Genomic DNA, 15211 nt, shown 5'->3' with positions numbered 1-15211 from the left:
GATTACTATTATGACAAAGGGGTGCTCAGTAGGATGAAAATGTTGAAATTATCGTTCGTTTGGATACTTATTTTGAGTTTGGCCGTTCTCGCAGCGTGTACGAACAGTGATAGTAGTACAAAAGATGATGAGACGGAAACGTCCAAACCTGCTACTAGCGAAGGAACAGAAACAAAAGAAAGCGATGAGAAAGTATCCATTGAATTTTGGCATGCAATGTCCGGGTCCGGGCAGGAATCACTTGACTCAATTGTTAAAGGTTTCAATGATTCACAGGATAAGTATGAAGTGGTAGCCGAATTCCAAGGTACGTATGAAGAATCACTGACAAAGTTACGTGGTGTCGGCGGGACAAAAGATGCACCGGCTATTACGCAAGTATTCGAAGTAGGAACGAAATATATGATTGACAGTGGTTATATCGAGCCAATGCAATCGTTCATCGACAAAGATAATTATGATCTTTCTCAACTGGAGGAAAACATTTTAAACTATTATAAAGTCGATGGAGAGCTGTATTCGATGCCATTCAACTCATCGACGCCGGTAATGATTTACAATAAAGATGCGTTCAAGGAGGCTGGACTTGACCCTGAAAAAGCACCCGAAACGTTTTCAGAAGTGATCGATGCTGCGGCTAAATTGAAAAAGGGTGAGATGTACGGATTTTCCATGCTGACGTATGGCTGGTTTTTCGAACAGCTTGTTGCAACGCAAGGCGGATTATATGTCAATGAAGACAATGGACGTTCAGGTGACGCTACGGAAGCGCTCTTTAACGGACCAGAAGGACTTAACGTCTTCAACTTCCTGGATACAATGAATAAAGCTGGTTCATTCGGCAACTTCGGAACGAACTGGGACGACATTCGTGCAGCATTCGCATCCGGAAAAGTTGCCATGTACATGGATTCATCAGCAGGCGTTGCAGGGGCCATTACTAACGCGCCATTTGATGTAGGTGTTGCCTATATTCCGCATGCGGATGAAGTAAAAAGAAACGGTGTTGTAATTGGCGGCGCTTCACTTTGGATGTCCAAAGGAATCGCTGAAAAAGAACAAGAAGCAGCCTGGGAGTTCATGAAATATATGACGACTCCGGAAGTGCAGGCAAAATGGCATCTGGATACTGGCTATTTCGCTATCAATCCGAAAGCGTATGATGAAGAGAACGTAAAAGAGAAGTGGGCAGAATTTCCGCAGTACAAAGTAACGGTAGATCAGTTGCAAGACACGGTACCAGGTCTTGCGACGCAAGGTGCGCTAATTTCGGTTTTCCCGGAATCACGCCAGCAAATCGTAACTGCTTTGGAAGACCTTTATCAAGGAAAAGATTCGCAAGAAGTACTTGATAAAGCAGCTGAAGGAACAAACCGTGCTATGGAAATTGCCAACAAAACGAAAAAATAGAATTATAGATGATAAGTCCCTATTTGAGTGCTTGCGAATAGGGGCTTATTTCTCATTGTCCGTAAAAGGAAGTGTTGAGAGTACAGAACATTCACATTACCATGATATGCTAGAAAATAAGTGAGTTGGCTAGTTTGCGAGAGATGTGGTTATTCCATGTATTTGCACGCAAACGAATACAAAATAAGGGAGATGAACGAATGTCTTTATTAAAAAAGACGGGACTATGGATTGTCACTTTGGCACTTACATTGAGCGGATTATCGTTTGCAACACATGCAAGCGCAGCTACCAAGACCCAAGATGTAACGCGAGGCGAATATATCACAGCCATCGTTAAAGCGCTTGAATTTGAACTGAGTGACGGTGAGACACTTGCGTTTACGGATGTAGATGCGAAATTGGCGCCTTACGTGGAAGCGGCGCAAAAAATGGGGCTCATCAAAGGAGCTACTTCAACAACTTTCAAGCCTGATCAAAAACTGACACGGGAGCATGCATTTCTGATTGCATCCCGGGCCATTATGTCAGAAGAAGTTTTTTCTACTGATCTGCTCGATAAATTCAAAGACAAAAGTTCATTTATGACAAATGAATCTGCGGAACTGGCAAGAAGTGTCGGACTCGGTCTGTTACAAGGGTATGAAGATGGGACGGCAAAACCTCAGAAGCTCGTAACGAAAGCACAAGTTACTAAAATTATTGATCGGTTGTTAAGCGCATATAACGTTGAACCGCCAACGAATTCAGTTTCACTTCGTATTTTAGGTACATCCGATTTGCATACAAACTTTGTGAATTATGATTATTACCAGGATAAAGTGTCGAATGAAGTCGGACTTGCGAAAACAGCGGTCTTGATTGAAGAAGCACGTGCAGAAAGCCCGAACAATCTCCTGTTCGATAATGGGGATTTGATCCAAGGAACACCTCTTGGCGGATATAAGGTAACAGTGGATAAGCTTGAAAAAGGTGAAATGCACCCGGCTCTGGCTGCTCTTGAGTCACTTAACTATGATGCAAGTACATTAGGAAACCATGAGTTTAACTATGGCCTGGACTATTTGGACATGGTATTGGAAGAGGCGTCATTCCCAGTGTTGAATGCCAATGTCTACGATGCGAAAACGAAGACCAATCGCTATACACCTTATGCTATTTTTGATAAAGAAGTAGTCGATGGAATAGGGGAAGCACATACTTTGAAAGTCGGCGTTATCGGTGTTGTTGCACCAGGAATCGTACGTTGGGACCGTGCACTTCTTGACGGTAAAGTGACGGTAGAGGATGCGGCACATTCAGTTGAGAAATTCATCCCTGAAATGAAGGGCCAAGGCGCTGATATTATCGTTGTTTTATCCCACTCAGGAATGGGCGATGAAATCCATACGGTTGATGAAGATGATGTAACTTATCAAATTTCACAACTTGATGGCGTGGATGCGATTTTGACAGGACATAACCACGCCGTATTCCCAGGAGATTTCGGCGATCTTAAAAATATTGATATGGAACAAGGAACAGTGAACGGAACGCCTGTCGTCATGCCGGGTAAATTTGGCAGCCATTTGGGTGTCATTGATCTTGAACTCGAAAAAGTGGGCGATCAATGGGCCGTTGTCAAAGGCAAAGGTGCGGTACGTGAAATTGATAAAAAGTCGGACATAGTCAATCAAAAAGTAATCGATGCAGTAAAAGAAGCACATGAAGGTACGATTAAATATGTGCGCAGCCCGGTTGGCAAAACAACAGCGCCAATCAACAGCTATTTTGCGCTTGTGCAAGACGATCCTTCCATTCAAATTGTGACAAATGCACAAAAATGGTTTGTCGAAGGGAAGATAAAAGGCACTGAATATGAAAAACTGCCTGTCCTATCCTCGGGCGCGCCATTCAAAGCAGGGGGCCGTAACGGAGCAAACTACTATACTGAAATACCTGCGGGTGAAATAGCCATCAAAAATGTGGCAGACCTTTACGTATTCGACAATACAGTGTTCGCGCTCGTTATGACTGGAGCATATGTTAAAGAATGGCTTGAAATGTCAGCAGGCCAATTTAACCAGATTGACCCTTCATCTAAAGAAGAGCAGAATTTGATCAACGAAGAATTCCGTACGTATAACTTCGATGTAATCGATGGCGTCACCTATGAATTTGACGTCACACAACCTGCTAAGTATGATTACGATGGAAAAACAATTAACGAATCAGCGAGTCGAGTTCTCAATTTGCAGTATGATGGAAAACCGATTGATTCGAATCAGAAATTCATTGTAGTAACGAACAACTATCGTGCTAGCGGGAACTTCCCAGGTGTACGCGGTGCTACAGATTCAATCGATTATGCGTATGAAAACCGTCAGGCAATCATGGATTACATGATTGATGTCGGTACAATCGATCCATCTGCAGACGGTAACTGGGCATTTGCACCATTGAATGAAAACCTGAAAGTTATATTTGAAACAGCTGGAACAGCGAAAGAATTCATTCCAGCAGGAAGCGGTATCGAATACCTTTCTCCCGCTGCTGAAGGTTTCGCGAAATACTCTTTGAAACAGAAATGATGAACTGAATGAAAAATGCGCAAAGAAGAGAATTTCTCCTCTTTGCGCATTTTTTGATTGATTGCTGTTGTAAACAATGAAATTGTGAAAGAAGACAATGTAATTTAGACAGTAGACAACGAGTCTCCTAATGTAAACAACGTTCAAGAGTAAGTAAAACAACCTACACTATAACTCTAAGTGATCCTTCAGCTCCGTTGTAATTTCTGCGAGTTCCTCGTCATCCATCAGATAATACCAGATGCCATTTATCCTTTGGCTATTCCCCTCTTGGAAGTGGAGCTGTTCCACTTCACCTATAGCCGCGTGATAATTCTTTTGGACATTTATCATTTCATCGAATGCCATATTTGTTCGTACATTGTCGCCAAGCGTATTGAAAATACTTTTGTAGTTCATAAGACCTGTAAGTGAAGCTCCTTTACGCAACATGCCTTCAATGACCTTTTTTTGCCTGTCCTGTCTACCAAAATCTCCACGGGGATCTTCATATCGCATACGTACATAAACTAGAGCTGTCTCTCCATCTAAATGGATTTCCCCTTCAGGGAAGGCGTAATTATCTACATTAAATCCAAGTTCATTTACAATCGAGACGCCACCAATATTGTCGACAATACTTTCAAAACCTTCCATATTAATGGTTGCAATATAATCGATTGGGATGTCGAGTAATGATTCAACGGATGCCACGGCCATTACCGTTCCCCCAAATGCATAGGCATGATTGATTTTATCCTTAGCATTTCGTCCTATTATTTCTGTATATGTATCTCTTGGAATACTGACCATTTTCGTTGATTGTACTGTTGGATTAACTGTCATAACAACGATTGTATCTGAACGCCCGGCATCACTTTCGCGCTCATCCACGCCTAATAACAAGACGGAAAAGGGATTCTGCTTCTTAAAAACAACTTCAGCATCACGCATAACCGAAATCTCCCGTCCGATTGGTTCCTGCATTTCAGCGACGGCCTCAGCCGCATTCAGATAGAATGCAAAAATCCAAATTACGGGAGCAACCACAATCAAGGCGATAATCCCGCCCAGTAGAATCCACTTTTTTTTAGCTGTCACATGCTATCTCCTTTATTAAACATTGCTTCATCATCCATTGTACGCAACTAATGTCTATGTATTCATTACAGAAGATAAGATAAATCATCTTGTGATGAATCTAACAAGGAATAATAATATGACTAAATATTCCGAATTAGTATATAAGTAATGCTATTATCCGTCAATAGTTATATAATTTGAATAGGCTAAAAGATCGTGGGGGGAAATGATGAAATTTACTGTAGCTAAAAAATTGTGGTTGGGTTTTGCAACGATATTGACATTACTTGTCATTGTGGGAGGCCTGAGTTTGTGGTCAACGATTCGTATTGACGCAGATTATACTTTTTTATTGGATGATCGTGTAAAGAAGGTTGAATTGGTAGATGAATTCATTCTGAAACACAATCAAATCCAGGATGATGTACGAGGCTATATGCTTTTCAAAGATGATAAATATTTGGAATCGCGGACGGAAAATGTTAACCGTTTTGATGAGTTGTATCAAGAACTATCTGCAATACTTAATACAGGAAAACATAAGGCCTTACTGGAAGATCTTGAGGTGGCACGTACGAAATATTTAAACCTACAAGATGAGATTGTACTGAATGTCCAAGAAGGAAAAGATCGAAAAGCGACAGAACTTGGACGCGCTTCGGCAAATGTGGGTGCTCTCGTGCTGGAAAATGCTGATCTCATTAAAGCAGACCAATTTCAGGAACAGAAGAAAACTCGTAGTGAGTTGGAAACATTCATGATGGGCACAATTATCTTTGTCATTGGAATTATTATTTTCGCGACGCTTATGGGTATTGTCATTTCTACATTCATCAGTCGGGGCATTTCGCGTCCTGTTCGTGTAGTGACGGATGGGTTGAATGAAATCGCATCAGGAAATTTGACGATTGATTTACTGAAGGTTAAAAACAAAGATGAAATTGGGGATATGGCGGCTGCCTTCAACAAAATGGGGACAGATGTAGCGAATATGGTACGTAAAATTAATGTTTCTGCTACACAGTTAGCGATTCAGTCAGAAGAATTGTCCGCAAGCTCAGAGGAAAGTTTGGCATCTTCTGAAATGGTTGCCAAGACTGCTGAGAATCAGTTAATGGGTAGTGAAAAGCAGCAGGGAATTATCGAACAATCCAGTTCTTCCATGGAAGAACTATCATTAGGAGTTGCAGAAATTGCAAACAATAATGAAGAAATGTTGCAGTCAACGGAAACTGTATCGAAGCTTGTTACGACGGGGTCGAGTGTAGTCGGTGAAGTATCAGTTCAAATGTCAACAATTCATACGACAATCCAGGAATCTTCCGTCATCATGGAGGAAATGGCACAGCATTCAAATGAAATACAGAAAATTACGACTCTCATAACTTCCATTGCCGAGCAGACGAACTTGCTTGCACTCAATGCTGCAATCGAAGCCGCACGTGCAGGAGAATACGGCAAAGGCTTTGCAGTTGTAGCAGAGGAAGTCCGAAAATTAGCAGAACAATCGAAGACGTCTGCTACAGAAATCGGCACAATGGTAAGCATGATCCAAAACGCGTCCAAACGGGCTGTCACATCCATCACCGCTGGCAGTGAGCGCGTAGATATCGGTATCGCTGCCACCGAACAGTCGCGTTTGGTCTTCGAAGAAATCCAGAACGCAGTCGGCGATGTTGCAACAAAAGTCGAGACAGTTTCTGCCGCAATTGAAGAAATCCAAGCGATGGCAGACGAGGTGAGCCATGGTGCCGGGGAAATCGCACAGTTGAGTGGCGAAGCGGCTGCGTCTGCAGGTGATACAAGTGCAGCTACAGAAGAGCAGTTGGCTGTCAATGAAGAGATTTCATCCAGCGCGCAAGCACTTGCAAAACTTGCCGAAGATCTCCAAATGGAAATGAAGCATTTCAGAGTGTGAATATCAAATAAAGAGACAAAGCGTGCAACAAGTCTTCGGACATGTTGTTCGCTTTTTTTATATACCTTGGTTTCAAGTATCTTTAAATGGAGACTTTTTATTTGGAATAGTTTTAAATAAAGATGCAAAAGTCCTGCATAATTGGTTATATTTGAAAAACTAGTGCAATAAGAATGGTTTTTCAATTAAAGAATAATTATAATACATCTAAAAAATAAGTGATTCTTTTATACAACGGTCTACAAAGTCAAAGTGCCTATGGTCTATTTGACCATGACAGCTCAAAACTTAATGAAATTTTTTTGACAATTTAGTAATGAAATGATAATTATATAGTACTAGGTTGGAGAAATCTGGGTAAATAGGAAACTGGATTTACATAGGTAGACTTTTGGGAGGTTAGACAAATTTTGAGGACGTTATTGTTTATAATAATAGGTTGTTTTATTTTTGTACTTACTGGTTGCAGCGAGACAGAAGCACGGCCTGATAAGAATGAGAACAAGCAAGTAGAAGCTCAAATAGAAGACGAACAGGGAAATGCAGTAGAAGAAACGAGACCGATAAAATTTAACGATGCACCATCCAGCGCGGAAGATATCATAGCGGCGGGCGCTGGTGTAAAGATGAAAGACATGTCCACATCTTCAAAGTGGAAATTGAATCCCGAAGACCTTGCTATTATGGAGGGATTTCCAGTTGAAGAGTTAAGTAAAGATGAAATGATCAATGGGATCGTAGAATGGTTTGCTATGGATTATACAGATGTCCATAAACCTCTTATCGATTTTGAGGCGGACTATGGCGAATACGGGATTGATAAACGAGAGATGAAGCAGTTGAACCTCTCAGTCCTTATTGATGCAAGTGGTAGTATGAAAGCAACAATCGATGGGGAGCAGATGATGGCACTCGCGAAAGATGCGGTGGAACGATTTGGAACAGAACTCCCGGAAGAATCAATTGTTTCTCTCCGAGTTTACGGTCACGCCGGAACCGGTTCAAAGGCAGATAAGGCGATGTCCTGTTCCAGTAACGAGTTGATATATGGTCCCGATAGTTATAATGATACAGAGTTCAAAGATGCATTAACGAAATTCGAAGCGGCCGGTTGGACTCCGCTCGCCGCTGCTATCAAAGCAGGCGGAGGTGACTTACGGACGAGAGCATCTGAAAAGACTCAAAATATGATATTTGTAGTGAGTGACGGTGTAGAGACATGCGACGGAAACCCGGTTGCAGAAGCTTTAGAGCTTGCCGAATCAGATTTGGACGTGGAAGTGAACGTCCTCGGTTTTAACGTGGATAATGAGGGACAAAGACAATTAAAAAAAGTAGCAGCAGAAGGAAATGGAAAGTATGCAAACGTCAAATCAACTATCGACTTTCAAAATACATTTAAAACGATGTTGGAGGAAGCAAATGCTGAAGTCAGGGAATTGAGCCAAAAAGTGAACAATGGAATGCAAATTGATAATAGGACGATTCAATTAAACGATCAAGTTCTAAAACTGACTTCGTCATTTAATGAATTTGCTGCTTTGGAAAATAGCAACATGAGAGCAGCAATTAGCGTGTTGCGTGAATCGGATAGAATCGATAATGAAACACAATTTGGATTGAACGATAGGATTGATGAACGTCGAGAAATAATGAATGAGTACGGAAAATCATTAAAAGAGGAAAAATTTGAATTGATTAAGAGAACCCGACAGGAACTCTATGATGCTATGAAATGAGGGGGCTGACTGTGCGTATATTAATCGATCAAACATTAGGGATACCCATTACGTCAAATAGGGATGTAATAGTTCGGAAAACACCTTTGAAAAAAGATAGAAACCTCGAGGAAATAATTATAAAAAAAGAAAACAGTGTTTTGAAAACAAGATTACCTATTGTAAAACGGACAATTCAGGAAGAACTCGACCAAATTGGCACACTCCTAAAGAAGCATGGACGTATCCTTTATATTTACGACGGCAAGATGACGGACAAAGAGGTACTGGATCGGATGCGTAACTGGTATTTACCGGACTATACACTTCAAATATTGGATGGATCGATTCATAGAGCCTATGCACTTTATTTGATCAAACTCAAAGAAGAAGGACAATCCCTTGCCACTTCATTACCGCCTGAACAAGGTATTTTAATAAGTAACTTCAGTAAATTCACAGTCTCTAATTATCAAAAAGTAGGGCGAAAAACGAAAAAGAAATGCTTCATACATTCTAAAGAGCAGCAAAAAAATAAAAAAAGAGAAGAACATACGATTTTACTGGAAAGGCTAATGGAGAGTTACCCTGCAGTAAGATTTATAGCTGTTGGAAACATGGACATTCCCGTAATGGCCAATATGGAATTTTATCCATTAGAAAAATGGGCCTTTCCGAATTCTGTAAACTATCTTTCTATCTTTCCACTCCCGGAAAGATCTGATGGAAATTAATGTGTTAAATGGAGTGGAAAACTGATGATTGATTCGAAAAGGAAAGCGATCATATTTTTAACAATATCTTTCGTATTGGCAGTCGTGACTGCTGGAGTGGTCCTGGTGCAAATTAGTCAAGCGCAGGAAAGGCTCGGTGAAATGGTAGAGGTTGCTTCCGTTACAAAAGATGTGGCATCTTATAGTGAAATTGATATGAATACTATTGAATGGGTGAAGTTCCCAAAGAACAATGCATCTTCATTTTTCATTACAGATAAAAAAGAGTTGGAAGAAGTAATTACAATTGTCAATTTAGATTCGGGTGACTTATTGACGAAAAATCTAGTTCGAAAAAGGTTAGATATTCCGGTGAATGAACGTGTTGTATGGTTAAATGCGACTGAAATCGTATTGATCGATCAACAGGTCACCGAAGGCGATCTTGTTGATGTCATTGTTTCCAGAGAAGTTGAAAAAAGCGTTGAAACGAAAAGACTACTATCTAATATCAAAGTTGTGCAAATTGAAAAAGGTCTAGAAGGTAGTGAAGGCATCAAAATTTCTTTGCCGCTTGAACAGGCGGAGCAATTGATCCACTATCAAAATTTCGCAAAGCAGATTCGCGTTCTCCGTGTCAATCAAGCAGAGGATGACAAGACAAGTACTGTTGTGGATCCTCCCAAACCTATTATTGAAAAGAAACTTGAAGTGAAGGAAACGGACAATAAAAAGGTAGAAGAAACAAAAGAGGCAAAAGAGAAAAAAGATAAAGCACCCGTAACAAAGATTGAAGTTGAGGAAAGTACTGCTGACTAACGATTGATGTAAAAGAGGGATGTGAATGCATGTTTCAGTTGAGTGCACTATTGCTAACAGAAGACGAAGAATGGAAAATGAGGATTTCTAATTATGCGGAAAAATACGGACTTAACTTATCTGTCTCAAAAGAAATGCAAAAAATGTTGGGGCAACAACATTATCATATTTATTTTATGGACTTAGATGTCGTTAATCTTCAACAAGTTCTTCCGAAAATGACGGCAACTAGTGCTGTTATTGGATTAACACGAAAAAAAGATTTTGAAATTACGAGAGAATGGCTTGTAAGAGGGGCGAGAGACGTCGTCGTTTTCTCCCAAGAGGAGATGAGACTTGAGATTCTTATACAAGAAGTTGTCAAGCAGTATACGATTCAAAGGGAAGCCGACACGGGTCTCGGAACCGGAGAAGTCCATACATTTTACAGCGCTAAAGGTGGCAGCGGATGTACAATTTTAGCTGTCATGATGAGCCAGACGCTAAGCATACATCATCAAAAAAAAGTGCTACTAATAGATTTGAATGCCCAGTACGGTGTAACAGATACACTTTTTTCAATGCAACCCCAAAGATCTTATTATGACTTACTGCCCGTAGTGAATGAAATGGAAATGAGACATTTGCAAAATATCGCGAATGAACATACTGAAACAGGAGTGTTCGTTATTTCGAGTCCTTCTGACCCTGAAAAAACGGAAGAGATTACGGATGAACTCATTGCCAAACTTATTCGGGTAGCAAGGGTTCACTTTGACCATGTCGTATTGGATCTTCCATCTGCTATGAATTCAATTACATTTACCGCGCTCAGCGCAGCTACAAGATTGCATTACGTCATGACACCCGATAGTTTAGGTTTGCGATCTTATAAGTATGCTACACAATTGTTTAAGAGGTTTTCCATCGGCAATGGCATTACGATGTCTTTATTGCTAAATAAAGTTAATCCGAAGAGTGAAATGACATCATCTGATATTGGAAAAATAACTGGTACTGAAATTGATGCGCAAATTGCGGACGACTTTTACGGCATGCAATCTAACATAAATATGGGCTCTGGTTTTTATCGGAATAAAAAACATAAAGGTGATTCGAAAGCCGCGAAAGACATGAAAAAATACATAGATTCCTTTGTATTACGATTGAAGGAGTGAGGGTATGTCATGGATTGAAAAAGTATCTAGCAAAAAACAGATGAAAACCAATTTAGAAGTTACCCTATCACAGGTTGATATTTGGGTAAAACATTATAAAAGTAGGCTTATAAAAGAGGCTAATTTAGAAAGTATCATTGTTCTAAATCCGATGGAACGAAAACAAACAATTGAAAGACTCGTTCTACAAATGATTAATGAAGAACGGGTCATCATTCCGAATGAAGAGATAGATGAAATTATTCAGCAACTTATTAACGAATCTGTTGGATATGGCCCGCTTGAAGCGTTGCTAAAAGATGATTCGATCACAGAGATTATGGTTAACGGTCCTGATGAGGTGTTCATTGAAAGAAATGGAAAGCTCGAACAATCAGGCGTGCGCTTCAACAATGAAGAACATATCCGACATATTATTGATCGAATCATTGCCCCTCTAGGCCGTAGAATTGATGAAAGTTCTCCAATGGTGGATGCACGTCTACTTGATGGAAGCCGTGTGAATGCAATCATTCCGCCAATTAGTTTAGACGGACCTTCAATGTCCATTCGGAAATTTAAAAGAGACCCCTATGTTCTAGATGACTTAATGGCATTTGGTAGTTTTTCGATGGAGATGGGAGAGTTTCTAAAAGTTGCTGTAAAAGCGAAGATGAATATTCTTGTATCGGGTGGGACGGGAAGTGGAAAGACAACGCTTCTGAATGTATTATCTGACTCGATTCCGGCGGGTGAAAGAATTGTGACAATCGAGGATATGGCAGAGCTCCGTTTTACGTATGATAACCTCGTTCGGTTAGAAGCGCGACCTCCCAATATGGAAGGAACCGGCGAAGTGATGATCCGTCACTTGGTGAAAAATGCACTTAGGATGCGTCCGGACCGAATTATCGTAGGTGAAGTTCGGGGATCGGAAGCAATTGATATGCTGCAAGCAATGAATACCGGACACGAGGGATCTCTAACGACAGTTCACGCAAATAGCCCGAAAGACGCTCTTGGTAGATTGGAAGCAATGGTTATTATGGCTGGTTTGCCTCTAACGGTTGATGTAATCCGGGGCTATTTTGTTGGAGCATTGGATTTGATTGTTCAAACGTCTCGTTTTTCCGATGGCAAAAGAAGAATTGTCAATATCGCGGAACTAATTGAAGAAAATGGAGAAATAAAAGCAAAAGATATTTTTGTTTTTCAGCGAAAAGGAACACTTTTCGACGGCAGTATAGAAGGTGAGTTCCGAGCAACAGGCTATATTCCGAAATTGATGGATCGGTTCAAAAGTTTTGGAATCGAGTACGATGAAAGTATTTTCAAAGAAGGTATATACGTATGAGTTGGACGCTACCGTTATTGACTTTCGCAATATTCACTTTCCTTGTCTCGATTTATTATCTGCTTAGGGGAAAGCGTCAAAAAGAGACGCGTAAACGCGTAGATAATTGGTTCGAAACTGATTTACAAAAGGAAAGAAACAGTGTGGTACTTCTATTAGGTGACTTTTTCGACCGATCCGAATTGTCACAGGAATTGGAGAAAAAGCTGAAACAGGCGAATTTATCTCTTAAACCATCAGAATATATGGGGATTTATGTTCTTTTATTAAGCTTGTTTACATTTGTAAATCACTTTTTATTAGGTCTTTACCTTCTTATGTCACTTTTAGTTGCATATTTAATCGTTATGGGGAGTTCAAAAGCATTTTTGAGTTCAAGGAAGAATAAAAGGACCGATTCATTTAATAGCCAACTGCCTGAGATATGCCGGACAATGGCGAATAGCATTAAAGCGGGGCAAACGATACCACAGGCAATCGAAATGGTTGCAAAAAACACAAAGGCACCGAATGGCCCGGAGTTTCAAAGGTTTAATCAGCAATTGAAACTAGGTGACAATTTGGAAACAGTCATGAACGAGTTTCGTCAACGAGTACCCAGTAATGACGTATCGATATTTGTTGGAACCATTTTAATTCAACAGCGAGTTGGCGGAAACTTATCAGCAGTATTGGGGAATATGGCTGAAACACTTGAAGAAAGAAATCGAGTCCATAAGGAGATTTCTACAATCACAGCGGAAAGTCGTTCTATCGCCTATATTCTTGTCGTCATGCCATTTTTAATGGCACTTATGATGAACTTGTTTATAAAAGGGTTTTTGAATGTCTTATTTACACCATTTGGACTAATCTTGTTTGTCGTTTTTACTGCAATAGTGCTGTGTGGGTTTCTTATAATTAAGCGGATTACGGATATAAGGGTGTAATTAATGGAGATTATCGGTTTTTTTTCTATCATCATGTTCAGTTTAATACTGATTTCTTTATTTACCAGTTTTCTATTTTTCTATCTGTATATTGCTAAGAGAGAGAATTTAATGCACTCTCAAGGTTACTTGAAAGACAAGAAAAAGAATATGCCACTTCGAAAAAGAATAATGGAACCTTTGGTGAAATGGGCGGAGAAAGCCAGTCCCATCGGAATGAAATATGCTCTATTTCTAAATGTAGAAAAACATGAAAAATGGTTGAAGGAAGCGGGAAGACCCCTTGAACTGACATTAAAGTCATTTTTTGGACTTCGTTTCGTTACAGGGCTGATTGGATTATTATTCGGCACTTTATATACATTTTTAGGTTTGCCTTTTGCCTTATTTGTTTTGATGTTGTCAATTGGCGGTGGCTTTTTCGGACCTTCCATTTGGCTTTACTTTTCAGCAGTAAGGCGACAAGAGGCAATCAGTACAATGATGCCAGATTTCCTAGATACGGTAAGTATTACGTTGCAAGCTGGTGTTAGTTTGGATGGCGCACTGCAACATGTGACGAGTCAGCTTGATGGACCGCTATGTGAAGAAATAGACCGTTTTAATAAAGAGGTACAACTAGGCGTTCAAAGAAATACTGCTTATAAAAGTTTGATGGATCGTAATTCTTCAAAAGAATTACAGTCACTTGTAAATGCCCTGATACAAGGTTCTTCTTTAGGGGTGGCAGTCGCTCGGGTATTTAAACTTCAAGCGGAGGATTTACGGATTACACGAGGTTTTACCGCAAAGGAAAGAGCCGCGAAAGCGAACCCGCTAGTAACATTGGTCACAACATTCTTCATTGCACCAGCTGTCTTTGGATTTATTATGGGTTTAATAGTCTTAAATATCATCTATAATCCAGCAGCATTCGGATTAGATGCATTCCTGCGATAGCAGATATTAAAAATTACTGGAGGTTAGGAAAATGATGAAAAAACTAGTAGCTAGAATGAATGAAAAGTATTTTGTATATGTTCGAAATGAAAAAGGAGCTCAAGCACTTGAATGGGTTGCACTTGGACTTGTTGTTATCGCAATTATGTCTGTCATTGCGATGGGGATTCAAGGATCAAGTATAGGTGAGACAATCATTTCAAAATTGGAAGAGATGATTCAAGGAATCGGTGGTTCTTAATACAACGAGGGTGATGATGGAATGTTGAAAGAGTGGGGTTCCTATGTAAAGAATGAAAGAGGTTCACAAGCTCTTCAGTTTTTAGGATTGTTTCCGCTTGTGATTTTATCCATGTTAATCATTTGGCAAGTTGGGCTTATATCTTATACCGTTGTAGTCGCAGAAGCAGCAGCTCGTGATGGCGCTAGAGCAGCCTCAGCACACGATGAAAAATGGAAAGAGATTGCTGAGAACTCAGCATTTGGTCTGGAAATTGAAGTTTCCGGTGGAGCGGGAACTGATATGGCAACTGTCAAAGTGAAAGCGAAAGCACCTATTATCAGTTTGCCTCTAATTGATAACATGATATTCGAATTTACTGCTGATGCAGTCATGCCGATGGAGAAAAAGAGGGATTAGGAT

The 15211-nt window shown here is 40.2% G+C and carries 13 protein-coding genes; 12 read left to right on the top strand and 1 reads right to left on the bottom strand.

Translation table 11 applies throughout. The annotated features are described in order from the left end of the window. The first annotated feature begins 33 nt into the window (after nt 1–33). Both MKZ11_RS23855 and MKZ11_RS23850 read left to right on the top strand, forming a co-directional pair. The gene (locus MKZ11_RS23855; RefSeq protein WP_445327015.1) at nt 34–1410 is read left to right on the top strand and encodes an ABC transporter substrate-binding protein; all 1377 of its coding nucleotides are present in this window, start codon (nt 34–36) and stop codon (nt 1408–1410) included. 200 nt (nt 1411–1610) lie between these two features. Further along, nucleotides 1611–3980 carry a bifunctional 2',3'-cyclic-nucleotide 2'-phosphodiesterase/3'-nucleotidase gene (locus MKZ11_RS23850; protein WP_340796830.1) on the top strand — a complete coding sequence of 790 codons (2370 nt, stop codon included), beginning with the start codon at nt 1611–1613 and terminating at the stop codon, nt 3978–3980. A 168-nt stretch (nt 3981–4148) separates the two neighbouring features. Here MKZ11_RS23850 and MKZ11_RS23845 read toward each other — a convergent pair whose 3' ends face one another. Then, nucleotides 4149–5060, bottom strand: coding sequence for an LCP family glycopolymer transferase (locus MKZ11_RS23845; protein WP_340796829.1), 912 nt, complete (start codon nt 5058–5060; stop codon nt 4149–4151). A 211-nt stretch (nt 5061–5271) separates the two neighbouring features. On the opposite strand from MKZ11_RS23845, the gene MKZ11_RS23840 reads away from it, so the two are divergent. From MKZ11_RS23840 to MKZ11_RS23795, 10 genes are all read left to right on the top strand, one after another. Next, nucleotides 5272–6960, top strand: coding sequence for a methyl-accepting chemotaxis protein (locus tag MKZ11_RS23840; protein WP_340796828.1), 1689 nt, complete (start codon nt 5272–5274; stop codon nt 6958–6960). 410 nt (nt 6961–7370) lie between these two features. Further along, complete coding sequence (locus tag MKZ11_RS23835; protein WP_340796827.1) at nt 7371–8699, top strand: VWA domain-containing protein; 1329 nt, start codon at nt 7371–7373, stop codon at nt 8697–8699. An 11-nt stretch (nt 8700–8710) separates the two neighbouring features. Continuing rightward, nucleotides 8711–9412, top strand: coding sequence for a hypothetical protein (locus MKZ11_RS23830; protein ID WP_340796826.1), 702 nt, complete (start codon nt 8711–8713; stop codon nt 9410–9412). A 24-nt stretch (nt 9413–9436) separates the two neighbouring features. Further along, a complete protein-coding gene (locus MKZ11_RS23825; RefSeq protein ID WP_340796824.1) occupies nt 9437–10210 on the top strand; it encodes a hypothetical protein in 774 nt (257 codons plus the stop codon). A gap of 29 nt (nt 10211–10239) precedes the next feature. Next, a complete protein-coding gene (locus MKZ11_RS23820) occupies nt 10240–11367 on the top strand; it encodes an AAA family ATPase (protein ID WP_340796823.1) in 1128 nt (375 codons plus the stop codon). Between the two features lie 4 nt (nt 11368–11371). After that, a complete protein-coding gene (locus MKZ11_RS23815; RefSeq protein WP_340796822.1) occupies nt 11372–12700 on the top strand; it encodes a CpaF family protein in 1329 nt (442 codons plus the stop codon). Further along, on the top strand, nt 12697–13629 hold the full coding sequence (locus MKZ11_RS23810) for a type II secretion system F family protein (RefSeq protein ID WP_340796821.1): 933 nt from the start codon (nt 12697–12699) through the stop codon (nt 13627–13629). The genes MKZ11_RS23815 and MKZ11_RS23810 overlap by 4 nt, the downstream gene beginning before the upstream one ends. Before the next feature lie 3 nt (nt 13630–13632). Then, entirely contained in the window at nt 13633–14568 is a 936-nt protein-coding gene (locus tag MKZ11_RS23805) for a type II secretion system F family protein (RefSeq protein WP_340796820.1), read from the top strand. A 31-nt stretch (nt 14569–14599) separates the two neighbouring features. Further along, a complete protein-coding gene (locus MKZ11_RS23800) occupies nt 14600–14809 on the top strand; it encodes a hypothetical protein (protein ID WP_340796819.1) in 210 nt (69 codons plus the stop codon). A 21-nt stretch (nt 14810–14830) separates the two neighbouring features. Next, complete coding sequence (locus tag MKZ11_RS23795; protein WP_340796818.1) at nt 14831–15208, top strand: TadE/TadG family type IV pilus assembly protein; 378 nt, start codon at nt 14831–14833, stop codon at nt 15206–15208. Nucleotides 15209–15211 lie beyond the last annotated feature (3 nt).

The organism is Sporosarcina sp. FSL K6-1508 (assembly GCF_038007465.1).
In the GTDB taxonomy this organism is placed as follows: Bacteria; Bacillota; Bacilli; order Bacillales_A; family Planococcaceae; genus Sporosarcina; species Sporosarcina psychrophila_B.
Note: the sequence above shows the minus strand (reverse complement) of the source record. Positions and strands in the feature narration are given on the sequence as shown.